The sequence below is a fragment of the Streptomyces sp. NBC_00224 genome (assembly GCF_041435195.1).
In the GTDB taxonomy this organism is placed as follows: Bacteria; Actinomycetota; Actinomycetes; order Streptomycetales; family Streptomycetaceae; genus Streptomyces.
On sequence record NZ_CP108106.1, the window covers coordinates 1,643,853 to 1,670,284 of the forward strand.

The following is a 26,432-nucleotide window of genomic DNA, read 5'->3' on the forward strand; positions in this document are numbered from 1 at the left end:
CTAGACCCTCCGGGGGTGGGTGGGGGTGGAGGTTCGTTTCCCGGGGGCTACGCCCCCGGACCCCCGTTGCGGGGCCTGCGGCCCCTGCACCCCGCTTCGGGGCTCCGCCCCGGACCCCGCTCCTCAAACGCCGGAGGGGCTGAATGCGCCCCGGACCCCACTCACGCCAGCCCTTCCAGCATGATCCGCTCGGTGGCGGTCAGATAGGCGTCCGCCGCCGCGTGTGCGGCCCGGCGGTCGCCCGTCGCCACCGCCTCGACGACCGGGGCGAGCCGCGCGTACGCCGCCTCCGGGTCGGTGAACGGCCCCACCAGCGCGGCCCCTACCGGAAGGTAGGCGTTGAAGAGGGTGTTGGTGAGGAGCGCATAGACCCGGTTGCCGGTGGCGCGGGCCAGCGCCCGGTGCACTTCGGCGTCGGCCAGCTGCACCGCGTCGCCGCCCTCCGACTCCCGTACGGTGTCGAGGAGTTGGCGCAGCTCGGCGACAGCCCGGTCGTCGGAGCGGGCCGCCGCACGTTCGGCGATCAGTGCGCCGATACTGCGGCGCACCTCGAAGATCTCGCCGATCCAGGCCGGGCTGTGGCGCACCAGCATCGGCAGCAGGTCGGCGCCGCCCAGACGCGCGTAGTCGCGGACCCGGGTGCCGACGCCGTGGCGGGTCTCCAGGAGTCCCGCCTGGACCAGTCGGCCGAAGGCGTGCTTGAGGGTGGTGCGGGTGACGCCGTAGCCGTCGGCGAGGCTGCGTTCGGGCGGCAGGTAGCTGCCCGCCGGATGGCGGCCGGTGAGGATGTCCTCGCGCAGCCGGTTCTCCAGGACGTCGACGATGGTCTCGCGGGACAGCGCCTCCACGTGGTCCCTCCCCAGGGTGGTGCGGCAGGGTGGTGCCGAAGTTCGCGGTGCGGTTCAGTGGCTGAGCCACTGAACCAGTGGCGTCGCGACACCGTCAAGAGACGTGCGACGAGAGGGGTCGATACGTCCGGAGAGGTCGATACGGACCGTTGCGACCACGAACGCGCCCCCGTGTCCGCGCCGGATACGGCACCGTCCGTAAAGGATCAAGAGCGTTCCGGAGAGGGCAAGGTCACAGCCCTTCCCCCTGCTGCACCTTTGCGCCACTGCCCTAGCATCTGAGCATGACGGTCCTGCCTGACGACGGGCTTTCGCTGGCCGCCGAGTTCCCTGATGCAACCCATGAGCAGTGGCAGCGCCTCGTGGAAGGCGTGCTGCGCAAATCGGGTAAAGATGTCTCGGGCACGGCTGCCGAGGAGGCACTGTCCACCCTGGTCGAGGACGGGCTCATCACCCGCCCCCTGTACACCGCGCGAGACTCCGCGCCCGATGCCGGTTATCCGGGCTTTGCCCCCTTTGTCCGCGGAAGTCGGGCCGAGGGCAACGCGGCGGACGGCTGGGGCGTACGACAGCGCCACGCCGGAACCGACCCCGCCCGGGTCAACGAGGCCGTGCTGGCCGATCTTGAGAACGGCGTCACCTCGCTCTGGCTGGCCGTAGGCCGGGGCGGCGTGCCGGTCTACGGACTCGCCCGCGCCCTCGACGGCGTCTACCTCGACCTCGCACCCGTCGTCCTCGACGCGGGCGCCGAATTCGAGCCCGCCGCACGGGAGTTGCTCCGCCTGTACGAGGAGCGCGGCGTCCCCGCCGACTCCGCGCGCGGCGGCCTCGGCGCCGACCCGCTCGGCCACGAGGCCCGCACCGGCGAGGCGCTGGAGGTGGCTCCCGCGGCCGGGCTCGCCCGGCTCTGCGACGAGCGGTTCCCGCAGGTGCGCGCGCTCACCGTGGACGCGCTGCCGTACCACGAGGCCGGCGGCTCGGCCGCCGAGGAGCTCGGCGCGTCGCTGGCCACCGGTGTCGCCTATCTGCGCGCGCTCACCGAGGCGGGCCTGTCCGTCGAGGCCGCCTGCGCCCAGTTGGAGTTCCGCTACGCGGCGAGCGCCGACCAGTTCCTGACCATCGCCAAGCTGCGCGCCGCGCGGCGGCTGTGGGCGCGGGTCGCCGAGGCGAGCGGGGCCCCCGCCGCCGGGGCACAGCGCCAGCACGCGGTGACCTCGCCGGTGATGATGACCCGCCGCGACCCGTGGGTGAACATGCTGCGCACCACCGTGGCCTGTGTGGGTGCGGGCGTCGGCGGCGCGGACGCCGTCACCGTGCTGCCCTTCGACCACTCGCTCGGCCTGCCGGACGGCTTCGCGCGCCGCATCGCGCGCAACACCTCCTCGATCCTCCTGGAGGAGTCGCACCTGGCCCGGGTGATCGACCCGGCCGGCGGCTCCTGGTACGTGGAGCGGCTCACCGACGAACTCGCCCACAGCGCCTGGGAGTTCTTCCAGGTGATCGAGCGCGCGGGCGGCCAGGCCGCCGCGCTGCGCTCCGGGCTGATCCGCGAGCGGCTCGCCGCGACCTGGGCGGAGCGCGGCGCGAAGCTGGCGCGCAGGCGCGAACCGGTCACCGGCGTCAGCGAGTTCCCGCACCTCGCCGAGCGCGCCGTCGAGCGCGAGGCGGCCCCCGCCGAGCCCTCGGGCGGACTGCCGAAGGTGCGCCGCGACGAGGCGTTCGAGGAGCTGCGCGCCCGCTCGGACGCCCACCTGGCCGCGACCGGGACCCGCCCGCGGGTCTTCCTCGCCGCGCTCGGCCCGGCCGCCGCGCACACGGGCCGGGCGACCTTCGCCTCCAACCTGTTCCAGGCGGGCGGCATCGAGCCGGTGCACGACCCGGTGTCGGTGGACGCGGCCACGGCCGCCGAGGCGTTCGCCGCCAGCGGCGCCACCGTCGCGTGCCTGTGCTCCAGCGACGCGCTCTACGCCGAGCAGGCCGAGGCGGTCGCCGCGGCCCTCAGGTCGGCCGGCGCGACGCATGTCTACCTCGCCGGCCGCGGCGAGTTCACCGGTGTCGACAGTTACGTCTTCGCCGGCTGCGACGCGGTGGCCGTGCTCTCCTCCGCCCTCGACCGCATGGGAGCGGCATCATGACGATCCCCGACTTCTCGGAGCTGCCGCTGGCTCCGGGCGCCGGCGCCGACGGCTCCGAAGACCAGTGGCGCACCGCCGTGAAGGAGTCCACCGGGAAGGCCGACGGCGATCTGCTGTGGGAGACCCCGGAGGGCATCGCGGTCAAGCCGCTCTACACCGCGCGCGACCTGGAGGGCCTGGACTTCCTCGGTACGTACCCGGGCGTGGCGCCGTATCTGCGCGGCCCGTACCCGACGATGTACGTCAACCAGCCCTGGACGATCCGGCAGTACGCCGGGTTCTCCACGGCCGAGGAGTCCAACGCGTTCTACCGGCGCAACCTCGCCGCCGGGCAGAAGGGCCTGTCGGTCGCCTTCGACCTGCCGACCCACCGCGGCTACGACAGCGACCACCCGCGGGTCACCGGTGACGTCGGCATGGCGGGCGTGGCCATCGACTCGATCTACGACATGCGCCAGCTCTTCGACGGCATCCCGCTGGACAAGATGACGGTGTCGATGACGATGAACGGCGCGGTGCTGCCGGTCCTCGCGCTCTACATCGTGGCGGCGGAGGAGCAGGGCGTACCGCCCGAGAAGCTGGCCGGGACCATCCAGAACGACATCCTCAAGGAGTTCATGGTCCGCAACACCTACATCTACCCGCCCAAGCCCTCGATGCGGATCATCTCCGACATCTTCGCGTACACCTCGCAGAAGATGCCGCGCTACAACTCGATCTCCATCTCCGGCTACCACATCCAGGAAGCGGGTGCGACGGCCGACCTGGAGCTGGCGTACACGCTCGCGGACGGTGTGGAGTATCTGCGGGCCGGAATCGACGTGGGCCTGGACGTCGACGCGTTCGCGCCCAGACTCTCCTTCTTCTGGGCGATCGGCATGAACTTCTTCATGGAGATCGCGAAGATGCGGGCGGCCCGGCTGCTGTGGGCGCGCCTGGTCAAGCAGTTCGACCCGAAGAACGCCAAGTCCCTCTCGCTGCGCACCCATTCGCAGACCTCGGGCTGGTCGCTGACCGCGCAGGACGTGTTCAACAACGTCACCCGCACCTGTGTGGAGGCGATGGCCGCGACCCAGGGCCACACCCAGTCGCTGCACACCAACGCCCTGGACGAGGCGCTGGCCCTGCCGACCGACTTCTCGGCCCGCATCGCCCGCAACACCCAGCTGCTCATCCAGCAGGAGTCGGGCACCTGCCGGGTCATCGACCCCTGGGGCGGCAGCGCGTACGTGGAGAAGCTCACCTACGACCTGGCGCGGCGGGCCTGGCAGCACATCGAGGAGGTCGAGGCGGCCGGCGGCATGGCGCAGGCCATCGACGCGGGCATCCCCAAACTGCGCGTCGAGGAGGCGGCCGCCCGCACCCAGGCGCGCATCGACTCCGGGCGCCAGCCGGTGATCGGCGTCAACATGTACCGCGTCGAGAGCGACGAGCAGATCGACGTCCTCAAGGTCGACAACTCCTCGGTGCGCACCCAGCAGATCGCCAAGCTGCGGCGGCTGCGCGAGGAGCGCGACGAGGCGGTCTGCCAGGACGCCCTGCGCGCGCTGACGAACGCCGCCGCCTCCGGCAGCGGCAACCTCCTTGAGCTGGCCGTGAACGCGGCCCGCGCCATGTCGACGGTCGGCGAGATCTCGGACGCCCTGGAGAAGGTGTACGGACGCCACGCGGCGCAGACCCGTACGATCTCCGGCGTGTACCGCAACGAGGCAGGCGAGTCCCCCTCCGTGGAGCGCACCCGCGCGCTCGTGGACCGCTTCGACGAGGCGGAGGGCCGCCGTCCGCGCATCCTGGTCGCCAAGATGGGGCAGGACGGGCACGACCGGGGCCAGAAGGTGATCGCCACCGCCTTCGCCGACCTCGGCTTCGACGTCGACGTCGGCCCGCTGTTCCAGACGCCGGGCGAGGTGGCCCGGCAGGCGGTCGAGGCGGACGTGCACATCGTCGGTGTGTCGTCGCTGGCCGCCGGCCATCTCACCCTGGTACCGGCGCTGCGCGAGGAGCTGGCCGCCGAGGGCCGGGAGGACATCATGGTCGTCGTCGGCGGTGTCATCCCGCCGCAGGACGTCCCGACTCTCCTGGAGATGGGCGCCGCGGCGGTCTTCCCACCGGGGACGGTCATCCCGGACGCGGCGTACGACCTGGTGACGCGGCTCGGCGCGGCGCTGGGCCACGACGAGCTGTAGCCGCCCGTGCGCATCGATCTCGACAGCTATGTCAAGGGCGTGCTCGACGGGAAGCGGGCGTTCGTCGCCCGGGCGATCACCCTCGTCGAGTCCACCCGCCCCGACCACCGCACGCTCGCCCAGCAGCTCCTCACCGAGCTGCTGCCGCACACCGGCAACGCCCGGCGGATCGGCATCAGCGGGGTGCCGGGGGTGGGCAAGTCCACCTTCATCGACGCCTTCGGCACGATGCTGACGGGGCTCGGCCACCGGGTGGCGGTGCTCGCCGTCGACCCGTCGTCCACCCGTACCGGCGGCTCCATCCTCGGCGACAAGACGCGGATGGAGCGGCTCGCGGTGGACCCGGCGGCGTTCGTGCGGCCCTCGCCGAGCGCGGGCACCCTGGGCGGCGTCGCCAAGGCGACCCGCGAGTCCATGGTGGTGATGGAGGCGGCGGGCTACGACGTCGTCCTGGTGGAGACCGTCGGCGTCGGCCAGTCCGAGACGACGGTCGCCGACATGGTCGACTCGTTCCTGCTGCTCACCCTCGCGCGTACGGGCGACCAGCTCCAGGGCATCAAGAAGGGCGTCCTGGAACTGGCGGACGTGATCGCCGTGAACAAGGCGGACGGGCCGCACGAGCGCGACGCCAAGTCGGCGGCACGCGAACTGGCGGGCGCGCTGCGCCTGATGCATCCGGTCGACGCGGCCTGGACACCTCCGGTGTTGTGCTGCAGCGCCCGCGAGTCGAGCGGCCTGGACACCGTCTGGGAGCGGATCGACCAGCACCGCACGCTCCTCGACTCCACGGGGCGCCTTGCCGCCAAGCGGCGTGACCAGCAGGTGGACTGGACGTGGACGATGGTCCAGGACGAGCTGCTGGACCGGCTGCGCGCGCATCCGGGCGTACGGGACCTGGCCCCGGCGCTTGAGCGGCGCGTCCGCGACGGCGAGTTGACGCCGACGCTGGCGGCGGAGCGGATCCTGAGCGCGTTCCAGGGGGCGCCGGGGGCGCCCGAGGACGCGTGACCGTACGCCCGTGACGGGAAGGCCCGGACCGCACACGGTCCGGGCCTTCCGTGTCGCTCAGGCCGGGACGGCCGCGAGCTCGGCGCCCTCGGCGGCGTGCAGCCGCTCGATCAGCGCCTGGCGGGCCCGGGCCACCCGGGAGCGCACGGTCCCCACGGGGCAGTTGCTGACGTGGGCCGCGTCCGCGTAGGGCAGTCCGAGGAGCTGGGTGAGGACGAAGGCCTCCCGGCGTTCGTCCGGGAGCGCCGCGAGCAGGTCGGCGAGGGCCACCCCGTCGTCGAAGCCGGGCAGCCCCCGGGGCTGGGCCCGCTCGGCGGCCGACTGCCAGTCGTCGGTGTCGGACACCCGCGGCCGTGCGGCGGTGTACCGCAGGTTGTCGATCACCGCGCGGCGGGCGATCGAGAGCAGCCAGGTGCGGGCGGAGGAGCGGCCTTCGAAGCGGTGCAGGCTGCCGAGGGCCCGCAGGAAGGTGTCCTGGGTCAGATCGTCGGCGGCCTGCGGGTCGGCGCCGAGGTAGGTGACGTAACGGCGTACGTCACGGTGGAGCGCGCGGACGAAGTGCTCGACGGCTTCGGGGTCGCCGGTGCGGGCGGCGAGCGCCCAGGCCGTTATCGCCTGGTCCGTCGACTCGTCGCGCGAGCGGGGCAGGGCAGGAGTGATCACCTGATGTCCTTCTCGGGAATCCGGGATCCGGACCGGCCCGCGAGGCGGGGGTCCGGTGAAGGGGTACGGCGGCACGAAGGCGTGCGGCCGATGCCCGGGGCGCCGGAGAGGACTCCGGGGGCGCCGCGGGGAACCGGCTGTCGTCAGATGACAGCGGTCCCGGCGGGCGGGCCCCGTGAGGTGATCGCGTGGACGAGGAAGAGCTGCCGGGGCGCGCGGACCGTACGGTCCCGGCGGGCGCGCGGGCGCGGGGGCCGCGGCGGCGCGGCCGACAGCGGGGTCGGCCGCAGCGGGGCGAAGAGCCACCCGGCGAAGGCCCGCAGGATCCGGAAGGCCGCACGCTCACCGTGCGCCAGCCACAGGCCGCACAGCAGCGCGGCGAGGAGGTGGGCGGCGAGCATGCCGGTGGAGGACATCCCCAGGGGCATACCAGCCATGTCGTGGTCCATGGAGCCCATGTGGCTCATATGCCCCATGGACGTCCCGCTCATCGGCATGTCCATGGGCGACATGGCGGGGCGCGCGGTGGCCTGGGCCCACGAGAACATCTCGTGCAGCACCGCCTGCGCCCCCACGGCGACGGCCACGACCGGCCCGAACCCGCGCTCGCGCCCTGCCAGCGCCCACGCCGTGGCGCCGGTCGCGACGAAGCCGCAGCCCAGGGCCCACCAGGGCACCGGAGCCCCCGACATGAGGGCGTGCCCGAGCGCGGTGAGCAGCACACAGAGGGCCGCGAACATCGCGGCCCGCACAGTGCGGCAAGAGTCTCCGGCAGTCATGGCGCGCTCATCCTCGCATCCGCACCAGGCGTTTCACCGGCGGGTTCGCACATTGATCCGCCGATTCCGCCCTGAAAACATGCGTGATCCAGGCCACACCAACTCGCCGGAACCCGGCGCCGGTTCGCGCCGACTAATGGGGGGAGCCCAGGGGCGTCAGCCCGGCCTGTGGCCGTGCGGGATGAGGCGGCCCATCGCCCGCCGGGCGGCGGGGACCAGGCCGTGGGGGGTGGCCACGGGCGCCGCCCCGACCCCGATCGTGGCGCGCGGTGAGGGCGCGGCCGAGCCGTACCACTCGCACGGCGGGCCCGGGTGGCGCTGACGGATGTCGCCGTGCGCCTTCAGCGCCACGCTGATCAGACTGAGCAGCAGCTCGACGTCCGCGTCGCAGTCGAGGAGCACGGTGAGCCAGGCGGATCCGGGTGTCACCCGGATCGCGCTGCTGCGCCGGAGCTCGGGCAGCAGCCGCTCTATCGCCGTGTGGGTGAGATGCAGATCTGCGGCGTAGTCGGAGTGGAAGTGCACCACCTCGTACTCCGTCGTGCGGAAGGCTTGCCCAACGGCGCACCGGGGCGGGCCACTTACCAGATTCGGCCATGTCTCCAACTGAGCCATAGCGCGATGGGCCGCGGTCATAACCCCATCCTCGCGCACGATTCACCCGCAGGACACCCCCATCACCGTTCTCCCGGGCCGCTTGACCAATCCGTGCCCGAACCGCGATGGCCGGATTCAGTCCAGGGTGACCGGACCGTCGCCGGTGCTGGCCTGCGAGGTGCCCTCGGACGGCCCTTCTCCCTCTCCCCGCGCGGGCTTCCCGGACGCACCGAGGTAACTCTGCAGCTCCAGAACACCGCTCCCCTTGACGGAGCCGTCGCGCCGGTCCTGGCCCTGGCCGGATCCGCTCAGGTTCTGCCGTACGGAGTCGAGGATCGTCAGGCCCTGGCCGACCAGGCCCGCCGCGATCTCGCCCAGACCGTCGGCCCCGTTGAGCACGTTGACGTTGGCGCCCGCGAGACCGCCCGCCGCCTCCTTGACGATCTGCGGCAGCTGGTCGATCAGCATCCGGTCGAGCGCGACCCGGTCGTACGAGGCGGCCGCCTCGGCCTGGATCTTCATCCGCTCGGCCTCGGCCACGGCCAGCACCCTGATCCGCTCGGCCTCCGCCTCGGCGGGCTTGACGATCTCGGCCACCAGCTGCTGCTGGCGCAGCTTCGCCTGGCGCAGCGCCAGTTCGGTCTGGGCCGCGAGGACCTCCTGCTGGGCGTGGGCCTGGGCGAGCGGGCCGGCCTGGGCGGCCTTGGCCTGGGCGCGGTCGACCTCGGCCGAGTACTCGGCCTTGACGACGGCGGTCTGGCGGGCGTATTCGGCCTGGTTGCGCGCGGCCACCTGCTCGGCCTCGACCGAGGCCTGGGTGGCCTGCGCCTGGGCGATCTGCGCCTGGCGCTGGATGGCCGCCTTGTGCGGGGCCGACATCGCCTCGATGTAGCCGGTGTCGCCGTCGTCGATCGACTGGATCTGGAGCGAGTCGACGGTCAGGCCGATCTTCGCCATCTCCGACTTCGAGGTGTCCAGGACCTCGGCGGCCAGCTTCTGGCGCTCGGTCACGATCTCCTCGACGGTCATCGAGCCGATGATCGCCCGCAGATGACCGGCGAAGATCCGGCCGGTGAGCACCGACATCTGGTCCTGGTCGGAGAGGAAGCGCTGACCGGCGTTGACGATGCTCTCGTGATCGTTGCCGACCTTGAAGGCGATGACGGCCCGTACGGTGAGCGCGATGCCCTGCTTGGTCACACAGGTCTCGGTGACCTCGGCCTCGCACATCGCGAGGGTGAGGAACCGGGTCTTGCGGAAGACGGGGAGCACGAACTTGCCGTGCCCGGTCACCACCCGGAACGGCGCTCCCCCGAGGCCTCGTCTGCCGCCCGAGATGAGCATCGCCTCATCCGGGGCGGGCACGCGGTAACCGAACATCTGGGTCTCCCTTGTCTGTTGCCTGATGTGCTGATGAGCGGTCCCGAGGGGCCGGGCGGACTCAGCCGGTGCCGAGGCCCAGTTCGTCCAGCGGGTCGCCCCACTCGATGACGTCGACCTGACGCGTGCCCCGGGACTCCACGACGAGGACCCTCGCCCCGCGCGGCAGCGGCTCCTCGGACCAGGCGAGGAACGTCTCCGAGCCACCCCGGACCCGTACCAGGACCTCGCCGGGGCCGCCGGAACCACGGGTGTCGATCAGCACTTCGCCGGTGCAGCCGATCACGGCATCGTCCTGCTCCATGGCTCGACCGCCCCCCTTGTCACCGTGGAACCGGCCCTCTACGGTCCGGGGCCGCCCACAGGTTCCGGACACGCGACCGATCCGGACTTCTGACGATAGCTCCCCGCCCCCGTACAGCCCATCCTCGGGTACCTGACGGAGTCTGACGTTCGGATGCCAGAGCCCCTACACAACTGGCAAGTAATTTGCGAAATCTGACACAACCCTGAAACCAGAGTGTCTTGTTCGGCCACAGTGCCGCCGGGAGACTTGGAGACAAGATCTACCGCGTCGCGCCGGGCCCCACCCCGGAAGGACGCCGAAGCACCATGCGACACCCCGAGGCCGAGCTTCATGAACGAGGTGGGGCTGTTCCCCGGGACTGCCGGTCAGGCGGCGGCGAGCCGATCCACTCGCCGGACCGCGTGACAGGCCGGCGGCGCCTGCGGGAGTGCCCGCACGCCGCCCGCACGATCACTGCCAGGACGCCGCGGGGGCGTCCTCAGCATGTCTCGCTGGGAGAGTTTTTGATGATCACACGCAGAAATGCGATGAAGGCCGGCGTCGCGCTCACCGGCGCCGTGGGGGGCGCGGGGCTGCTGATTCCGGCCCTGAGCAGCGAGGCGCAGGCTCAGGCGACCGACATCGACCCGACCACCATCCCCAAGTTCGCCCTGGAGATGCCGGTCCCGGAGACCCTCAAGCCGGACCGCATATCGGGCACGACGGCGTACTACAGCTTTGAGATGCAAGAGGTCCAGACCGAGATCATCCCGGGCAAGCAGACGACCGTCCGCACCTTCGACGGCCACTTCCCCGGCCCGTGGATCAAGGCCTGTTCGGGCCACCGCGTGGTGGTGACGCAGAAGAACAACCTGCCGACGCCGACCTCGATCCATCTGCACGGCGGCCACGTCCCGGAGTCCAGCGACGGCACGCCGATGGACCTCATCCAGCCGGGCGGCGAGAAGACCTACACGTACCCGAACAGCCAGCCCAACGCGAACCTGTGGTTCCACGACCACGCGCACCACGTCGAGTCGGAGAACGTCTTCCGCGGCCTGACCGGGTTCTACACGCTGATGGACCTGCCGGAGAAGGCACTGGGGCTGCCGTCGGGCGCGTACGACGTCCCGATCGCCATCCGTGACGCCCGCTTCGACGACAACGGGCAGCTCATCTACCAGATGAACGACTTCCGGGGCCGCAACGTCATCCTCGCCAACGGCAAGGCGTGGCCGTACTTCGAGGTCGCGGCGCGCAAGTACCGCTTCCGGCTGTACAACACGGCCAACATGCGGTTCTTCACCCTCAAGCTGTCGGACGGCTCGACCGTCCAGCAGATCGGTGGGGACGGCGGCCTGCTGGAGGCCCCGGTGACCACCGACACGATCTCGGTGACCGCCGGCGAGCGCGCCGACGTCGTCATCGACTTCTCCAAGTACCCGGTGGGCACCACCGTGCAGATCGTCAACACGGAGAACGTGCCCGCGGGCGTGCCTCCCACGCCGGTGCTCCAGTTCCGGGTGACCCGCCAGGCCGCGGACTACAGCCGCGTCCCGGCGAAGCTGCGCACCCTGCCCGCGCTGCCGACGCCGACGGTCAACCGCAATGTGGTCCTGCGCGTGGACGAGGGCGTCGCGGACGGCATGGGGTACATCGACGAGAAGGTGTACGACGGCAACCGCGTCGACAACACCATCAAGTACGGCGACACCGAGGTGTGGACGGTCAGCAACGTCAACCAGCGGGTGCCGCACAACTTCCACATCCACCTGGTCCAGTTCCGGGTGCTGGAGCGCAACGGTGTACCGGTGACGTCCGGGCCCGAGACCGGGCTCAAGGACACGGTCCGACTGATGCCGGGCGAGAAGATAAAGGTGCAGGCCACCTTCACCGGCTACCGCGGCAAGTACGTCTACCACTGCCACATGTTCGACCACGCGGCGATGGGCATGATGGCGACGATGGAAGTCGTCTGACGCCTGTCGACCAGTGGCGGGGGCGCTCCGGGAATCCTCCCGACGCGTCCCCGCCCGCCCCTGATACGGCCGTGTCGCGACCCCGCCCCCTGCTGGCTCCTGCGCCCCCGCCAGGCAGCCCGGAGGGTACCCATGGCAGCGGGCCGCGGCGCGGTCAGGACGGCGGGCGGACCCGGTTCACCGGATCCGCCCGCCGTCCGCCCAACTCGGCCTGCTATGACTTGAGTTGACGGTACGAGCCGTAGTGCGGCCGTCTGCCGTTCTGGGCGTCGGCGTAGAGCCGGAAGAAGCGGTCTCCGTACACGGGGCTGTAGGTGATCTGGTGGTACCGGGGATCGGCCTCCGGCACGTCCATGCCGCCGCCGTAGTAGCCGCCGACGTTCCCGATGATCTCGCCGGTCCCGGTGTCCCAGTCGATGTCCGAGAACCACGGCCCGCCGGAGACCCCGCCCCACATGCCGGCGCACTCGACCCGCATCTGCCGGAACCCGGACAGCGGCCCCGACCGCGCCGCGCAGCGCACCGGCCGGTCCGCCGGATTGCGCCCCACCCGGGGATAGCCGAGCATCGTCACGTCCTGGCGGTAACCGGGCGTACGGACGAGGCGGTTGGCCCCCACCGCATCCTGGACGTCCCTCCCGTCGGCCGACGGCGCCAGCCGGGCGAAGGAGTAGTCCAGGTCGGAGACGGCCCCCTTGCTGTTGCGGACGTACTGGTCGTCCACGAACCAGTCGGTGACCCGGTAGAACCCGTACGGCTGGTCGGCCAGCTCTTTGCGCGAGCGGTACCGCGGTACGAAGACGGCCCGCCCGCCCGCACAGTGACCCGCCGTCAGGATCAGGTCGCGCCCACCGCTCTCCACCACGCTCGCCGAGCACTTGTGCGCGCGCAGCTCGCCGGTCGTCGGGTCCGGGCCCGCGGAGGTGAACAGCACGCCGACGGAGGCGATCCCGGGGATGTGCTCGGCGCTCGGCATACCGGGCACGGAGGCCGGGGGCCCGGGCGAGCCGGCCGGGACGCCGTCCGAGTCGGGGCGTCCGGGGTCGACGGCGGAGGAGATGCGCCCCGGGGTCCAGAAGCCGAGGACATCGGCGTCCGACCAGCCGTCGTCGCCGGGAGCCGCCTCCTCCCCCGTACGGGAGGTCACATCGGGGGCCGTGCCGGGTGCCTGGGCCGCGTCGGCAGGGGTACCGCCGGTCAGCAGGAGCGCCCCCGAGGCAGTGAGGGTGATCCCCAGCCGCAGCCCCCGGCCCAGACCCAGGCCTACCCCTGTCCCTGGCCGCAGTCGGAAAAGATTCATGGGCGACATCCTGCCCGAATCATCCGCATACGCCCCGAAGGCTCAACGGATGCGCTCAGTCACGTGCGCAGCGGCGCTCGAACGCCCGCCAGTCCGCTTCCAGCCGCCACTGGAGGACGGCCTTGGGGCTGGCGGCCAGGAACGTCCGGCACGCGGCACCGGGCCTCCGGTCCGGGTCGGGCGTGTCGTTGCGGCAGGGCGAGGCGAAGGTGTCGTACCGGTCCTGCTCCTGCCACAGGTTCGCCCCTTCGACGAAGGCGTGGTCCAGCGAGGCGCGCGCGGAGGTCCGCAGCTCCTCGATGCCCAGGCCCTGGTCGGTGACGCCCAGTTGGAAGACGTCGGTGAGGCTGCTGCGGCTCACCCCCGGGTCGTCGGTGGCCAGGGCGAGGGGCACACCGGCGTCGAGATAGGTGTGCAGGGGGTGCCGGTCGCCGCCGACCCGGAGGATCTGGGCGTGGCTGATCAGAGGGGCCTCGACCAGCACGTGCCGCCTGCGCATCCGGGCCGCCAGGGCCTGGTGGCCGCGCTCATGGACGAGATCGACACCGTGTCCGATACGGTCGGCGCCCGCCACGTCGACGGCCTGGGCGATGTGGAAGGCGAGATCGCGCCGGCCGACCCCGTTCAGGCCCTCGACCAGCTCACCGGCGTGCAGGCTGACGTGCACGGACGGGGCCCGGGACTTGAGGAAGCCGATCATCTTCATGTGCAGGGCGTAGTCCCGCAGGGCCACCGGCGCGTCTTCTGGCTGGACCATGTTGACGCCGACGACCCGGCCGATCCGGCGGCGCGCGAGCTCGAAGCCGAGGATCTGCTGGGCGAAGACATGGCGGGCGGCCTGGGCGCGGCCGACCTGGTAGTCGAAGCGGATGACGACGGAGCACCCGCGCGGCGCGGGCGCGCGGTCGCAGCCGAGGAGTTTGCGGTAGTCGGTGAAGCTCTGGTCATAGTCGGCCGCGGCCTGCTGAACGATCTCCTGGAACCGGGGATCCCTGGTGAGGGCGTCGTGGAACTCCGCCAGGCCGGACGCACCGGGGTCCGCCGGATGCACCCGGTCGACCAGCCGCCGGAGCGGCTCGGCCGCCACGGTCACCAACGTCTCCACGTACGCGGTCCGCTCCCGCGCGGCGTCCCGGGCCACCTCGGCCAGCATGTCCGCGTCGTGGCCCGTCTCGGCCTCGGCGAACTTCCCGAAGGTGTCGAAGAAGTGGTCGTGGCCGGGCTGCGGGTCGCCGTCGGGCGGCAGCACGAAACCGCGCATCGACCAGGCCCGGACGACCTCCCGGCGGAACGGCCCGGGCCGCGTGGCGTCCTGGGCGGACCGCTGTCCGGGGCGGCACGGCTGGGGTCCGGGTGTGACGACGTACGTGGCGACGTCCACGCACTTGCGGTCGCGGGCGGCATACCCGATGAGGGACTCCGCACGGACGGCACCGCCGAGGTGATGGTGCAGGTCACCCCCCTTGGGGAGGTCCCGCAGGAGGCGGGCGAGGTCGGCGGGGGTGCGGGTGGCGGGCGCCAACTGGTGTGGGGGGATGGTTGGTTGGCCCTGGGTCGGGGCGGCGTGGGTCGGGGCGGCGTGGGCCGGGGCGAGCTGGCGCGGGTCGAACTGGCTCGGGGTGAACCGGCTCGGGTCGAACCCGCTCGGGGTGAACCGGCTCGGGGTGAACTGGCTCGGGGTGAACTGGCTCGGTTGTGCCTGGCCCGGCTCGGTCTGGCCCGGCCCGGCGGCCGCCGTCGCCATCGGCAGCACACTCACGGCCAGCCCGAGCGCGGTCGCCCCGGCCAGCACCGGCCACCGAAGTCGCGGTCTCTTCTCCATGACGTCCCTCTCCCTTCCCTCCCCCCTCCCGGCCCATACTCACTACGGGGCACACCGGAACCGTCCGACGCGCGCACGGCAGGCCCCCGTGTGGCCGACACGCGGCAGTCGTCCCGCGCCGGGGAGCCCGGCAGTGGCTACGGTGATCCGCGTTCCCCGCCGAACGCCGAAGGGAGTACTCCCGTATGCGCGGTACGTCCTGGCTCCGGGTGCTCGTCGCGGCGCTGCTCCTGCTCGCCGCGGCTCCGACCACGGCCGGTGCGGCGAGCACCCGCCCCGCCCCCGTCGTCCTCTTCCCCGCCTTCCACCTCACCAAGCTCACGGTGAACGTCAGCGGCCAGACCGCGGCGCCCGGCTGCCCCCGCTCCGGCAGCTTCGAGGACTGGTACCTCAACGACCGTCCGAGCACCGTTTTCAGCCAGGTCTGCCAGGACCGGCTGCTGACCCTGCGCTACGACGCGGACCGCACCGGGCCGGTGCCGTCGCGCCTCTCGGAGCAGCGGGGCGTGACCGTACGGCTCAAGGAGTACGGCAGTACCCGCAGCGCCCCCTTCTACGAGCCGCTCTACCGCTCCCTCGAAGCCGTCGGCCTGCGGCGGGACCGGGGGATCCGGGTAGCCGGGTACGACTCCCGGCTCACTCCGGACCTGGGCGGCTTCCTCTCCCGTACGCGCGAGCTCGTCGAGAGCACCTACCGCGCCAACGGCAACCGCCCGGTCCACCTGATCGGCCACTCCAACGGGCCGCTGTACGCGCAGTACCTGCTCACCCACACCCCACCGGCCTGGCGGGACACCTACATCCACGGCTTCACCCCGATCGCGGGCAACTTCCCCGGGCAGGGGCTCCTCTACCCCACCCTGTTCACCGGGCTCAACATCCAGGACTTCGGCTACCCCACCACCAAGGAGAACGCCGAGAGCAGCGCCCGTATGTATCTGAGCGCCCCGTCGACGTACATGAGCGCGTCCGACCCCCGGGTGATGGGCGACCGGGAGACGGTGGTCAACGACCGCTCCACCGGCCGTGGTTACACCCCGCGCGACTACCGCCGGCTCCTGACGGACGCCGGACTGCCACCGGCGGCCCGCGCCCTGGCCGACCACTACATCGGCTTCGTGCGGTCCACCGACCCGCGCGACTTCCCCGACGTCGACGTGTACGCGGAGAAGGGCTCGGGCCTGCCCACCACCGTGGGGGCGCGACTGCCGGACCTGACGGTGGGACAGCTCGCGAGCGGGGCCGAGTTCCTCCACCGCGACGGCGACGGCAACCAGGAGGACCTCACCAACGACGCGGTCCTGGCCTGGCGCGCGATGCCCTGCCACCGCTTCGCGCTCACCGACAACCCAGGCGTCGACCACTTCGCCCTGCCCGGCAGCCCCGACGTCCTGACCCGCCTCACCACCGACCTGCGCCGCCCGCGCACGCACTGCCCGGCGGGCCGGTGAACACTTCGCCGGCGGCCGGCGCGACATCCGCTGACATCCCCCGGAGGCACCCATGAAGATGTTGATCAACGTGGCCGAGACCGTCGTCGCCGACGCGCTGCGCGGGATGGCGGTCGCGCATCCGGAGCTGACCGTCGACGTGGAGAACCGGGTGATCGTGCGGCGGGACGCGCCGTTCGCCGGGAAGGTCGGGCTGGTGTCCGGGGGCGGGTCGGGGCACGAGCCGCTGCACGGTGGGTTCGTGGGGCGCGGGATGCTCGCCGCCGCGTGTCCCGGTGAGGTGTTCACCTCGCCCGTGCCGGACCAGATGGTGCGGGCCGCGGCCGCCGTGGACAGCGGGGCCGGGGTGCTGTTCGTCGTCAAGAACTACACCGGTGACGTCCTCAACTTCGACATGGCCGTGGAGCTCGCCGAGGACGAGGGCGTACAGATCGCCAAGGTGCTCGTCGACGACGACGTCGCCGTGACCGACAGCCTGTACACCGCGGGGCGGCGCGGCACCGGGGCCACCCTCTTCGTGGAGAAGATCGCGGGCGCGGCGGCCGAGGAAGGCGCGCCCCTGGAACGGGTCGAGGCGATCGCCCGCCGGGTGAACGCGAGTTCGCGCAGCTTCGGCGTCGCGCTCAGCGCCTGCACCACCCCCGCCAAGGGCAGTCCGACCTTCGACCTGCCGCCCGGCGAGCTGGAGCTGGGCGTCGGGATCCACGGCGAGCCCGGGCGCGAGCGGCGGCCCATGATGACGTCCCGGGAGATCGCGGACTTCGCCGTCGACGTCGTCCTGGAGGACCTCAAGCCGTCGAGTCCCGTCCTGCTGCTCGTCAACGGCATGGGGGCGACGCCGCTCCTGGAGCTGTACGGGTTCAACGCCGAGGTGCACCGGGTGCTGGCCGAGCGGCGCGTTCCGGTGGCCCGCACGCTCGTGGGCAACTATGTGACCTCCCTCGACATGGCGGGCTGCTCGGTGACGCTGTGTCAGGTCGATGAGGAGCTGCTGCGGCTGTGGGACGCGCCGGTGAACACGCCCGCCCTGCGGTGGGGTTGTTGACCACCGTGGCCCGACCCGGCCCCGGCCCACATCCCATCCGTACACCTACAGCTGTACCTCAAGGAGGGCTCGTGCTCGACGCCGCTTTCTTCCGTCGCTGGATGACCGTGACGGCCTCGGCCGTGGACCGGGAGGCGGCTCGGCTGACCGAACTGGACTCGGCCATCGGCGACGCCGACCACGGCGCCAACCTCCAGCGCGGTTTCACCGCCGTCACCGCCGTCCTGGAGAAGGAGGCCCCGGACACCCCGGGCGCCGTGCTCGCCCTCGCCGGACGGCAGTTGATCTCGACCGTGGGCGGCGCCTCCGGACCGCTGTACGGGACGCTGCTGCGCCGCACCGGCAAGGCGCTCGGCGACCGGGCCGAGGTGAGCCGGGAGGAGCTCGCCACCGCGCTGGGCGAGGGCGTGGCGGCGGTGGCTCAGCTGGGCGGGGCCGCCGCCGGGGACAAGACGATGCTGGACGCGCTGCTCCCTGCCGTCGAGGCGCTCGGGGAGTCCTTCGCGGCGGCGGGCGCGGCGGCGGAGGCCGGGGCGCTCGCGACCGTACCGCTCCAGGCCCGCAAGGGCAGGGCCAGCTATCTGGGCGAGCGCTCCATCGGCCACCAGGATCCGGGCGCGACCTCGGCCGCGCTGCTCGTCGCGGGGCTCCAGGAGGCCGCCGCATGAGCGGGGGCGACGGACTCGTCGGCGTGGTCCTCGTCTCCCACAGCGCGGAGGTCGCCTCCGCCGTCGCCGCGCTCGCGACCGGTCTCGCGGGCGGCGGCGCGACCGCTCCCGTCGCGGCCGCGGGAGGCACCCCCGACGGCGGCCTCGGCACCAGCTCCGAGCTCATCGCGGAGGCGGCGGCCGCCGTCGACCGGGGTGCGGGCGTGGCGGTCCTGGTGGACCTGGGCAGCGCGGTGCTCACCGTGAAGGCGCTCCTCGCCGAGGGCGACGAGCTCCCGGCGGGGACGCGGCTCGTCGACGCCCCCTTCGTGGAGGGTGCGGTGGCGGCCGTCGTGACCGCCTCGGCCGGGGCGGATCTGGCCGCGGTGGAGGCGGCGGCCTCGGAGGCGTACGGCTACCGGAAGGTGTGATCCGCGCTGCCGGAAGGTGTGATCCACGCTCCCGGAGCGTGTGATCCGCGGCACGTGGGCGAGGGCCCGGCGGGACGTTCCCGCCGGGCCCTCGGGCGTGCGGCCCACAGCGGTCGGGGGACCCACCGCCCACCTTTATGCAACTTGTTGCACAACCGCGTCCCGTGCTCTACAACTGGAGCGACGACACCGCCGTATCTGGAGGCGCCCCGATGAGCGACTACCCCCACCTGCTGAGCCCCCTCGACCTCGGCTTCACCACGCTTCCCAACCGGGTGCTGATGGGGTCCATGCACATCGGGCTCGAAGAGGCCGAGAACGGGTTCGAGCGGATGGCGGCGTTCTACGCCGAGCGGGCGCGCGGCGGGGTCGGCCTCATGGTCACCGGCGGTATCTCCCCGAACGACGCGGGCCGCCCGTACGAGGGCGGCGCCAGGCTCACCACCGAGGCGGAGGCCGCCCAGCACCGTACGGTCACCGAGGCGGTGCACGCGGCGGGCGGGCGGATCGCGATGCAGATCCTGCACTTCGGCCGGTACGCCTACCACCAGGACCTGGTGGCGCCGAGCGCGCTCCAGGCCCCCATCAGCCCCTTCGTGCCGCACGCCCTGACCGACGACGAGGTCGAGCAGACCGTCGAGGACTTCGTCCGCGCGGCCGAGCTGGCCAAGTCCGCCGGGTACGACGGCGTCGAGATCATGGGCTCCGAGGGCTATCTGATCAACGAGTTCATCGCGGGCGCCGTGAACCGGCGCACCGACCGGTGGGGCGGCTCGTACGAGAACCGCATGCGCTTCCCCGTCGAGATCGTCCGCCGCACCCGCGAGCGCGTCGGCGACGACTTCATCCTCATCTACCGGCTCTCCATGCTGGACCTGGTGCCCGGCGGCTCCACCCTGGAGGAGGTCGTCACGCTGGCGCGGGCGATCGAGGCGGCCGGGGCGACCCTCATCAACACCGGCATCGGCTGGCACGAGGCCCGCATCCCCACCATCGCGACCTCGGTGCCGCGCGGCGCGTACACCTGGGTGACCAAGAAGCTGATGGGGTCCGTCTCCATCCCGCTGATCACCAGCAACCGCATCAACACCCCTGAAGTGGCCGAGCAGTTGCTCGCCGAGGGGCGGGCGGACATGGTGTCGATGGCGCGGCCGTTCCTGGCCGACCCCGAGTTCGTCGCCAAGGCGCGGGCCGGACGGTCCGAGACCATCAACACCTGCATCGGCTGCAACCAGGCCTGTCTGGACCACACCTTCAGCGGGAAGATCACCTCCTGCCTGGTCAACCCGCGCGCCTGCAACGAGACCGAGCTGGTCCTCTCCCCCACCAAGCGCCGCAAGAGCCTCGCCGTCGTCGGCGCGGGCCCGGCCGGGCTCGCCTTCGCGGTCTCGGCGGCCGAGCGCGGCCACGCGGTGACCCTCTTCGACGCGGCCGCGGAGGTCGGCGGCCAGCTGAACATCGCCAAGCGGGTACCCGGCAAGGAGGAGTTCGACGAGACGCTGCGCTACTACCGTACGCAGCTCGAACTCCGCGGCGTGGACGTCCGGTTGAACACCACGGCGACCGCCGATGAGCTCACCGCGGGCGGCTACGACGAGGTCGTCGTCGCCACCGGTGTGACGCCCCGCACCCCCGAGATCCCCGGCTCCGACCACCCCAGCGTCCTCACCTACCTGGACGTGCTGCGCGACGGCGCGCCGGTCGGCGAGCGTGTGGCGATCGTCGGCGCGGGCGGCATCGGCTTCGACGTCGCCGAGTTCCTCACCGACGGCGGCGACGCGGCGAGCCTGGACGCCGAGACGTACTTCCGGCAGTGGGGCGTCGACACCTCGTACAGCGAGCGCGGCGGGCTGCGCGCGCCCGAGCGGCCCAAGCCCCCGCGCGCGGTGCACCTGCTCCAGCGCAAGACCTCCAAGGTCGGCGCGGGCCTGGGCAAGACGACGGGCTGGATCCACCGCACCGAGCTCAAGCACCGGGGCGTGACGATGGTGCCGGGCGTCAGCTACGACCGGATCGACGACGCCGGGCTTCACATCACCGTCGACGGCAACTCCACCGTGCTGCCGGTGGACACCGTGGTCCTGTGCGCGGGCCAGGAGCCGCGCCGCGGCCTGTACGAGGAGCTGGCGGCGGCGGGCGCCACCGTGCACCTGATCGGCGGCGCGGACGTCGCCGCCGAGCTGGACGCCAAGCGCGCCATCGACCAGGGCACCAGGCTGGCGGCGGCCCTCTGAGCGCCTGGGCGGCGCGGCGGAATCTAGGATGCGCTCATGTCCCTCCCGTACGCGATCCTGACCGCCCTGCTCGAAAAGCCCTCGTCGGGGCTTGAGCTGACCCGTCGGTTCGACAGGTCGTTCGGCTTCTTCTGGTCCGCGACGCACCAGCAGATCTACCGCGAGCTGGGCAAGCTGGAGCAGTCCGGGTCCATCCGCGCGCTGCCGTCCGAGGCCCCGGCGCGCGGCCAGAAGAAGGAGTACGAGGTCCTGCCGGCGGGCCGTGCGGAGCTCGCCGCGTGGGCGGCCGCCGGGCAGGACCCGCGCCCCATGCGGGACCCGCTGCTGCTGCGGATGCGGGCGGCGGCGGTGGTCGGCACGGAGGGGCTCAATGCCGAGCTGCGCCGCCATCTCGATCTGCACGAGCGGCAGTTGGAGATGTACGAGGGGATCGAGCGGCGGGACTTCCCGCCGGATCGGGACAGCGAGCAGGACCGGCTGCGGCACCTGGTGCTGCGCGGCGGCATCGAGCTGGAGACGTTCTGGATCCGCTGGCTGACGCAGGCGCTGGATACGGTGGACGGGGAGGAGTGAGCCCGGCCCCGAGTGGCGGATGAGCACCGCCCCCACTGACGTTGTATTATGCAACTAGCCAGTGAGAGGACCAGCCGTGCCCAGCCGAGACCAGTCGGTCACCACCATCCAGCGGGAGCTGACCGCGTTCGCCCGCCGCGCCCGGGCCGCCGCCGCGCGTATGCACCCCGAGCTGTCGCTGGTCTCCTTCACGCTGCTGTCCCACATGGAAGACCTGCGGGGGTGCCGCGCGACCGACCTCGCCGCGTACTACATGCTCGACAAGTCGACCATCAGCCGGCAGATCGCGGCCCTGGAGAAGCTGGGGTTCATCGAGCGCCGCACCGACCCGGCCGACCACCGCATCCAGCTGCTCCACCTCACCGCCGCCGGCACCGAGAAGCTCGCCGAGGCGGCGGTGCTGCGGCGGCACGCCTTCCACGAGCGGCTCGCGGACTGGGAGGAAGCCGACCTCGACCGGTTCGCCGCGTATCTGCTCCGCTACAACAGCACGGCTCCCGATGGCAGTTGAGGCCTTCGGGCGCCCTCGGGAGCTATCCCGCTCCGCCGCCCGGGGTGACGAGCCCCGACTCGTACGCGAGCACGACCGCCTGCGCCCGGCTGGCCAGGTCCAGTTTGCTCATGGCCCGGTTCAGATGGGTCTTGACCGTCGCCTCGCTGATGAAGAGGTGGTCGGAGATCTCCAGGTTCGACAGGCCGCGCGCGGTGAGCTTGAGGACCTCGGTCTCCCGGGCCGTGAGCGCCGACAGGTCCGACGAGAGGCGCGGGGAGCGCTCGGCGGGCCGCGCGAAGGACTCCACCAGGCGCCGGGTGACGCTCGGCGCGAAGAGGGTGTCGCCGCCGCCGACCGCCGCGACCGCCGTGAGCAGCCGCTCCGGCCCCGAGTCCTTGAGCAGGAACCCCGAGGCACCGGCCCGCAGCGCGGAGTACACGTACTCGTCCAGGTCGAACGTGGTGAGGATGAGGATGCGCGGAGCCGGGTCCTCGGCGTCCGCGAGGATCCGCTCGGTGGCGGCGATGCCGCTCATCCCGGGCATCCTGATGTCCATCAGGATCACATCGGGGCGCGTCCGCGCCGCCTGGGCGACCGCCTCCTCGCCGTCGCTCGCCTCGCCGACGACGTCGATGCCCGCCGCTCTCAGCAGCGCGACCAGACCGGCCCGTACGAGGAACTGATCGTCGACCACGAGTGCCCTGGTCATGGCAGCGCGTCTTCCCCCTGTGTCATACGGGCTGGGCCGAGGTCGGCAGGAGCAGCCGGACCTCGAAGCCTCCCCCGCTCCTCGGGCCGGTGCTGATCGTGCCGCCGTAGAGCTTGGCCCGCTCCCGCATTCCGATCAACCCGTGTCCACTACCCGATCGATTTCTGACCGGATTCACTCCCGTACCCTCGTTCACGACGGCGAGGGCGACATGGTTCCGCTCGTACGAGACTTCCACGGTCGTGCGTGCGCCGGGCGCGTGTTTCAGGACATTGGTCAGCGCCTCCTGCGCCACCCGGTACGCGCACAGGTCGACGCCGGGCGCCAGGGTCCGCGCCTGCCCCTCGACCCGCAGCTCGACCGGCAGCCCGCCGGCCCGCAGCCGCTCCACCATCTCCGAGAGGCGTGAGAGGCCCGGCATCGGGGCCGACGGCTCGCCGTCGAGGTCCTCGGCGCGCAGCACGTGCAGCATGCGCCGCAACTCCTCCAACGCCTCCTGGCTGGTGGCCGAGATGGTGCCGAGCGCGCCGCGCGCGGTGGGCGGGTCGGACTCGAAGACGAAGCGCGCCAGACCCGACTGGACCGATATCACCGACATGTGGTGGGCGATGATGTCGTGCAACTCCCGTGCGATCCGGCCGCGTTCCTCGGCCACCTCGCGCCGGGCCCGGGCCTCCTGCTCCTTGGCGAGCTGGTCGGCGAGCTTGGTGGAGCGGCGGGCCACCCGGCCGAACCGCCAGACGACGGCCGGCACGGCGAGGGCCTGGACGACCACGGACGGCATGGAGTTGCTCCCGGTCCTCAACCCCGCGAACAGCCAGACCGCGCCCAGGATTCCGGCGAAGCTGACGGAGGTGCGGGCGGGGCGGGTGGCGGCGACCGTGTAACACGCGACCATCGCGCCGTACGTGCCCACCACCGGCCAGTTCCCCAGCGCGATGTAGAGCGTCCACGTCGCGATGACGAAGAGGCAGACTCCCACCGGCGCCTTGGTGCGGAAGGCGCACGCCATGTTGATGACCACGGCGAGCGCGTATCCGGCCAGGTCGAGCGGGGGTTGCCCCTGGCTGGAGGCCTCCCGGCCCAGCAGCACGGCGACACACGTCTGTGCCAGCGCGATGAGTACATCGGCGGCAACGGGGCGGATCCGCATTACCGCAGCCTAATTGCAGGTCAGACGCGCGGCGTCAACCAGTCGCGGTGCACGGACTACCGCAGGAGTTGTAGACGGATCCACTCCTTCCGGAGCGGTCCGAAACCCGTTTGTCACAGCCGCCCGCCGATGTTGGAGTGGGCGCATGGACAAAGAAGAAGTGCTGGCCCTGTTCGACCGGCAGATGCGCGAGACCTCACTGCCCGACGGCCCCGTCGCCCGGATCGAGCGCGCGGGCCGGATCGTGCGGCACGTCGGACCGGACCCCGTCTGGAACGGCGTCCTCTGGTCGGACCTCGACGAGGAGTGCGCCGACCGCGAGATCGCCGAGCAGGTACGGCACTTCGCCTCGCTGCACCGCGAGTTCGAGTGGAAGCTGTACGCGCACGACACCCCGGGCGACCTCGGCGAGCGTCTGCTGGCGGCCGGGTTCACGGCCGAGCCCGCCGAGGCGCTGATGGTCGCGGAGAGCAAGGACCAGATGGGCGCGGTGGAGCTCCCCGAGGGCGTCGAGCTGGTGCCGGTGACCGACAAGGCCGGGGTCGCGCTGATGACGGCCGTCCACGAGCAGGCGTTCGGCAAGGACTCGTCCCGGCTCGCCCGACGCATCGAGCTCCAGCTCACCGAGGCCCCCGACACCCTGGTCGCGGTGGTGGCGATGGCGGACGGGGTGCCGGTGTGCGCGGCCCGGATGGAGCTGATCCCGGGGACGGAGTTCGCCGGGCTGTGGGGCGGCGGCACCGCCGAGGCCTGGCGCGGCAAGGGCATCTACCGGGCGCTGGTCTCCTATCGCGCCCGTGTCGCCGCCGAGCGCGGCTACCGCTTCCTCCAGGTCGACGCCTCCGACCAGAGCGCCCCGATCCTGCACCGCCTGGGCTTCTCGCGGCTGAGCACGACCACGCCGTACGTCCACCAGCCGTAGCCGGGGCGCCTGTTGGGGGTCAGCGGGCGTAGACGGCGACGAAGTCGCGGGTGGCCTGGTTGTAGTAGCGCTCCGGGGGGTTCTCGAAGTCGAGGATGTTGGTGGGCGCGGGGTCGTCCGGGGTGCGGCTGCCGTCGTAGGTCATGAAGGACGGCCAGGCGCGGTTCATGTCGAGGGGCATGGCGCGGACCGCGCCCGCGCGCTCCATCAGCTCGGCGAGCGTACGGGCCGACAGGGCCTGGCCGACCACCATGATCACATCGCCCTCGGCGGTGACGCCGACGCCGGAGCGCGCCACGTACATCCTGCTCTGGTCGGTGGCGCCCCACTTGGAGTCGTTGTCGATGTCGGGCACCACCCGGCCGCCGTCGACCATCAGGTCGAGGCACTGGCGCACCCCCACGACCTCCGGGGTCATCCGCAGATCGCGTCCCCAGACGCCGATGCGGATCGAGCCGTCACGGTAGAAGACCTCGGAGGCGGCGCCGTCGCGGAGCTCCCCCGCGGTCTTCCCGGCGAGGAGGAAGCCGCCCCGGGAGCCGCCGTCGGTGATCTTGAAGCCGCCGTTCCAGGACGCCACCAGACCGGTGCGCTGCCCCTTGGGGATGCTGGGCGGGACGGCGAAGGACCCGCCCGGCTCGCGCAGTCCGGGGTGCAACTGGAAGCGGGAGTCCTTGGCGCTGACCCAGGCGACGGCCGCCTCGTACGAGGTGTGGGCGGCGTCGGGGCGCACATAGGTGCCCTGCACGATCGGGCGGCCGTGGACCGAGACCAGTGCGCGCCAGACGCCTTCGCCCGCCAGCGCGGGGGCGACCGGCGGCCGCATCGGGGACCGCAGCGGCAGCCCGTCGCGCGCCGCGACCGGTGGGGCGACGGCGGCCCTGCGCATCCGGGCCAGCGACTCGCTGGGCAGCGAGCCGCCGACCTTCGGCGGGTCCATCTCGTACTGGAGGTTCTCCAGCTTGTCGACGACGAAGCCCAGCTCATGCTCGCGGGCCCAGCCCGCCAGGCGCGCCGCCGTGCTGTCGTCACCCGGATAGGTCAGGGCCTCGCCCACCGACCAGCCCACGGTCCCGGCGCCGAGCACGCACACCGCCAGCGTGGAGCGGACGGCCAGACGGCGCCGACGGCGCTGGGGCGGTGTCAGATCGCGGCGGTGTCTCCACGGCAGCAGCCGGCGACGGGCCATGGCGCTCCCTCTCCGAGGCGGGTTCCGGGCGGACACGCATCCGAAATGCCCAGATAAATGACTTCTTTCTGCTATAACCCGATCGCCGGTGACCTAATCAGCCATCACACTGGGCGGCATGGCCGAGAAGCGCAGCGCGGGGCTCCTCCTCTACCGGACCGCACCGAGCGGTGTCGAAGTGCTGATCGGGCACATGGGCGGGCCGTTCTGGTCCCGCCGCGACGAGGCCGCCTGGTCGATCCCCAAGGGCGAGTACGGCCCGGAGGAGACACCGGAGGCGGCGGCCCTGCGCGAGTTCGAGGAGGAGCTGGGCCTGCCCGCCCCCGAGGGCACCCGGGTGCCGCTCGGCGAGGCCCGGCAGGCAGGCGGGAAGGTGGTGACGGTCTGGGCGGTCGAGGCCGACCTCGACCTCACGGCCGTGGTGCCCGGCACCTTCACCATGGAGTGGCCCCGGGGCTCCGGCGTGCAGCAGGAGTTCCCGGAGCTCGACCGCCTCGCCTGGCTCGCGCCCGCGCAGGCGTCGACCAGGCTGGTGGCGGGGCAGCGGGTCTTCCTCGACCGGCTGGCCGCGTACCTCCAGGAGCCGGGGCGGAGCTGACGGG

At 72.2% G+C, this 26,432-nt stretch carries 24 protein-coding genes; 13 read left to right on the top strand and 11 right to left on the bottom strand.

The window, feature by feature from the left end; translation table 11 throughout:
* Nucleotides 1–161: 161 nt before the first annotated feature.
* Nucleotides 162–848, bottom strand: coding sequence for a FadR/GntR family transcriptional regulator (locus OG965_RS07335; protein ID WP_371650357.1), 687 nt, complete (start codon nucleotides 846–848; stop codon nucleotides 162–164).
* 284 nt (nucleotides 849–1,132) lie between these two features.
* On the opposite strand from OG965_RS07335, the gene OG965_RS07340 reads away from it, so the two are divergent.
* Genes OG965_RS07340 through meaB form a run of 3 tightly spaced genes read left to right on the top strand, consistent with a single transcriptional unit; the run spans nucleotide 1,133 to nucleotide 6,177 of the window.
* Nucleotides 1,133–2,983 carry a methylmalonyl-CoA mutase family protein gene (locus OG965_RS07340; RefSeq protein ID WP_371650359.1) on the top strand — a complete coding sequence of 617 codons (1,851 nt, stop codon included), beginning with the start codon at nucleotides 1,133–1,135 and terminating at the stop codon, nucleotides 2,981–2,983.
* Complete coding sequence (gene scpA / locus OG965_RS07345; protein ID WP_371650361.1) at nucleotides 2,980–5,169, top strand: methylmalonyl-CoA mutase; 2,190 nt, start codon at nucleotides 2,980–2,982, stop codon at nucleotides 5,167–5,169. The genes OG965_RS07340 and scpA overlap by 4 nt, the downstream gene beginning before the upstream one ends.
* Nucleotides 5,170–5,175: 6 nt before the next feature.
* Nucleotides 5,176–6,177, top strand: coding sequence for a methylmalonyl Co-A mutase-associated GTPase MeaB (gene meaB, locus OG965_RS07350; protein ID WP_371650363.1), 1,002 nt, complete (start codon nucleotides 5,176–5,178; stop codon nucleotides 6,175–6,177).
* A gap of 57 nt (nucleotides 6,178–6,234) precedes the next feature.
* Here meaB and OG965_RS07355 read toward each other — a convergent pair whose 3' ends face one another.
* From OG965_RS07355 to OG965_RS07375, 5 genes are all read right to left on the bottom strand, one after another.
* The gene (locus tag OG965_RS07355; protein WP_371650365.1) at nucleotides 6,235–6,840 is read right to left on the bottom strand and encodes a sigma-70 family RNA polymerase sigma factor; all 606 of its coding nucleotides are present in this window, start codon (nucleotides 6,838–6,840) and stop codon (nucleotides 6,235–6,237) included.
* A gap of 143 nt (nucleotides 6,841–6,983) precedes the next feature.
* Nucleotides 6,984–7,619 (bottom strand): hypothetical protein, encoded by a 636-nt coding sequence (locus OG965_RS07360; RefSeq protein ID WP_371650367.1) that lies wholly within the window; start codon nucleotides 7,617–7,619, stop codon nucleotides 6,984–6,986.
* A 156-nt stretch (nucleotides 7,620–7,775) separates the two neighbouring features.
* The gene (locus OG965_RS07365) at nucleotides 7,776–8,255 is read right to left on the bottom strand and encodes a luciferase family protein (protein ID WP_371650369.1); all 480 of its coding nucleotides are present in this window, start codon (nucleotides 8,253–8,255) and stop codon (nucleotides 7,776–7,778) included.
* Between the two features lie 96 nt (nucleotides 8,256–8,351).
* Nucleotides 8,352–9,596, bottom strand: a complete 1,245-nt coding sequence (locus tag OG965_RS07370) for a flotillin family protein (protein WP_371650371.1) — start codon at nucleotides 9,594–9,596, stop codon at nucleotides 8,352–8,354.
* Between the two features lie 61 nt (nucleotides 9,597–9,657).
* Nucleotides 9,658–9,900 carry a hypothetical protein gene (locus OG965_RS07375; protein ID WP_371650373.1) on the bottom strand — a complete coding sequence of 81 codons (243 nt, stop codon included), beginning with the start codon at nucleotides 9,898–9,900 and terminating at the stop codon, nucleotides 9,658–9,660.
* Between the two features lie 509 nt (nucleotides 9,901–10,409).
* Between OG965_RS07375 and OG965_RS07380 the strand changes: the two genes are divergently transcribed.
* Complete coding sequence (locus OG965_RS07380) at nucleotides 10,410–11,861, top strand: multicopper oxidase family protein (protein ID WP_371650375.1); 1,452 nt, start codon at nucleotides 10,410–10,412, stop codon at nucleotides 11,859–11,861.
* A gap of 214 nt (nucleotides 11,862–12,075) precedes the next feature.
* Here OG965_RS07380 and OG965_RS07385 read toward each other — a convergent pair whose 3' ends face one another.
* Nucleotides 12,076–13,161 carry a serine protease gene (locus tag OG965_RS07385; protein WP_371650377.1) on the bottom strand — a complete coding sequence of 362 codons (1,086 nt, stop codon included), beginning with the start codon at nucleotides 13,159–13,161 and terminating at the stop codon, nucleotides 12,076–12,078.
* Between the two features lie 55 nt (nucleotides 13,162–13,216).
* A complete protein-coding gene (locus OG965_RS07390; RefSeq protein ID WP_371650379.1) occupies nucleotides 13,217–14,983 on the bottom strand; it encodes an adenosine deaminase in 1,767 nt (588 codons plus the stop codon).
* Between the two features lie 185 nt (nucleotides 14,984–15,168).
* Between OG965_RS07390 and OG965_RS07395 the strand changes: the two genes are divergently transcribed.
* From OG965_RS07395 to OG965_RS07425, 7 genes are all read left to right on the top strand, one after another.
* On the top strand, nucleotides 15,169–16,434 hold the full coding sequence (locus OG965_RS07395) for a hypothetical protein (RefSeq protein WP_371650381.1): 1,266 nt from the start codon (nucleotides 15,169–15,171) through the stop codon (nucleotides 16,432–16,434).
* Nucleotides 16,435–16,486: 52 nt separating this feature from the next.
* Nucleotides 16,487–17,479: a dihydroxyacetone kinase subunit DhaK gene (gene dhaK / locus OG965_RS07400; RefSeq protein WP_371650382.1), complete on the top strand. Its 993-nt coding sequence runs from the start codon at nucleotides 16,487–16,489 to the stop codon at nucleotides 17,477–17,479.
* 71 nt (nucleotides 17,480–17,550) lie between these two features.
* Nucleotides 17,551–18,147 (top strand): dihydroxyacetone kinase subunit DhaL, encoded by a 597-nt coding sequence (dhaL, locus tag OG965_RS07405; RefSeq protein ID WP_371650384.1) that lies wholly within the window; start codon nucleotides 17,551–17,553, stop codon nucleotides 18,145–18,147.
* Nucleotides 18,144–18,557 carry a PTS-dependent dihydroxyacetone kinase phosphotransferase subunit DhaM gene (locus OG965_RS07410; protein WP_371650386.1) on the top strand — a complete coding sequence of 138 codons (414 nt, stop codon included), beginning with the start codon at nucleotides 18,144–18,146 and terminating at the stop codon, nucleotides 18,555–18,557. The genes dhaL and OG965_RS07410 overlap by 4 nt, the downstream gene beginning before the upstream one ends.
* 212 nt (nucleotides 18,558–18,769) lie before the next feature.
* On the top strand, nucleotides 18,770–20,791 hold the full coding sequence (locus OG965_RS07415; protein ID WP_371650388.1) for an FAD-dependent oxidoreductase: 2,022 nt from the start codon (nucleotides 18,770–18,772) through the stop codon (nucleotides 20,789–20,791).
* Nucleotides 20,792–20,827: 36 nt separating this feature from the next.
* On the top strand, nucleotides 20,828–21,364 hold the full coding sequence (locus OG965_RS07420; protein ID WP_371650390.1) for a PadR family transcriptional regulator: 537 nt from the start codon (nucleotides 20,828–20,830) through the stop codon (nucleotides 21,362–21,364).
* Nucleotides 21,365–21,440: 76 nt separating this feature from the next.
* Entirely contained in the window at nucleotides 21,441–21,875 is a 435-nt protein-coding gene (locus OG965_RS07425; protein ID WP_371650392.1) for a MarR family winged helix-turn-helix transcriptional regulator, read from the top strand.
* Nucleotides 21,876–21,897: 22 nt separating this feature from the next.
* Here OG965_RS07425 and OG965_RS07430 read toward each other — a convergent pair whose 3' ends face one another.
* Nucleotides 21,898–22,566: a response regulator gene (locus OG965_RS07430; protein ID WP_371650394.1), complete on the bottom strand. Its 669-nt coding sequence runs from the start codon at nucleotides 22,564–22,566 to the stop codon at nucleotides 21,898–21,900.
* A 22-nt stretch (nucleotides 22,567–22,588) separates the two neighbouring features.
* Nucleotides 22,589–23,719: a sensor histidine kinase gene (locus OG965_RS07435; protein WP_371650396.1), complete on the bottom strand. Its 1,131-nt coding sequence runs from the start codon at nucleotides 23,717–23,719 to the stop codon at nucleotides 22,589–22,591.
* Between the two features lie 145 nt (nucleotides 23,720–23,864).
* Here OG965_RS07435 and OG965_RS07440 point away from each other — a divergent pair, with 145 nt between their 5' ends.
* Nucleotides 23,865–24,641 carry a GNAT family N-acetyltransferase gene (locus OG965_RS07440; protein ID WP_371650398.1) on the top strand — a complete coding sequence of 259 codons (777 nt, stop codon included), beginning with the start codon at nucleotides 23,865–23,867 and terminating at the stop codon, nucleotides 24,639–24,641.
* Nucleotides 24,642–24,660: 19 nt separating this feature from the next.
* On the opposite strand, the gene OG965_RS07445 is transcribed toward OG965_RS07440, so the two are convergent.
* Nucleotides 24,661–25,830, bottom strand: a complete 1,170-nt coding sequence (locus OG965_RS07445) for a phosphodiester glycosidase family protein (protein ID WP_371650400.1) — start codon at nucleotides 25,828–25,830, stop codon at nucleotides 24,661–24,663.
* A gap of 118 nt (nucleotides 25,831–25,948) precedes the next feature.
* On the opposite strand from OG965_RS07445, the gene OG965_RS07450 reads away from it, so the two are divergent.
* The gene (locus tag OG965_RS07450) at nucleotides 25,949–26,428 is read left to right on the top strand and encodes an NUDIX domain-containing protein (RefSeq protein WP_371650402.1); all 480 of its coding nucleotides are present in this window, start codon (nucleotides 25,949–25,951) and stop codon (nucleotides 26,426–26,428) included.
* Nucleotides 26,429–26,432 lie beyond the last annotated feature (4 nt).